The sequence below is a fragment of the Allochromatium palmeri genome (genome assembly GCF_009720725.1).
Lineage (GTDB): Bacteria > Pseudomonadota > Gammaproteobacteria > Chromatiales > Chromatiaceae > Thermochromatium > Thermochromatium palmeri.
Genome location: NZ_WNKT01000163.1, coordinates 1 through 602 on the forward strand (window position 1 = coordinate 1; position 602 = coordinate 602).

Here is a 602-nt window from a genome sequence, read left to right on the forward strand (position 1 = left end):
TCGGGAGTCCCTCATGTGTGTCAGATCAGCCGCCTACAGCTTAGCTCAACAGGTAAACTTTTATTCGGAAATCGCCTAAGGTCTCGCCTGAGCGCGTCGCGACCATACTGATCAAGGTTTTTGGCGGCGTTGAGGTCGCGATCCATGACGTGTCCGCAGTCACAGACCAGCGTGCGCTGCGACAACGGCATGTCGTGGAGTTCGCCACAGACGTGACAGGTCTTGGAGGATGGAAACCATCGATCCGCGATGACGACCGTCACGCCGCGCCATTGGGCCTTGTATTCGATCTGCCGCCGTAACTCGCCAAAGCCGACATCAGCGACGGCACGGGCGAGTCGGCGATTCTTCGTCATTCCAGTGACATTCAGGTCTTCAATCGTGATGACCTGATAGGTGCGGGTCAGCTGATCGGACAGTTTATGGAGGACCGCCTGACGTTGGTTTCTGATCCGCTGATGCAGCCGGGCCACTCGGAGCTTGGCTTTCGCTCGGCGTCGGCTGCCTTTGACTTTGTGCGACAGCGTCCGTTGTCGGCGCTGCAAACGCTTGAGGTTCTTCTTGAGCGCCGGGTTGGCGGGGATGACCTCGCCGGTACTCAA

Annotated in this window: 1 protein-coding gene; it reads right to left on the reverse strand. The window is 58.5% G+C overall.

The window, feature by feature from the left end; all coding sequences use genetic code 11:
• Positions 1 to 20: 20 nt before the first annotated feature.
• A partial coding sequence (locus GJ668_RS19945) for an RNA-guided endonuclease InsQ/TnpB family protein (protein ID WP_155451817.1) occupies positions 21 to 602 on the reverse strand: 582 nt, incomplete at its 5' end.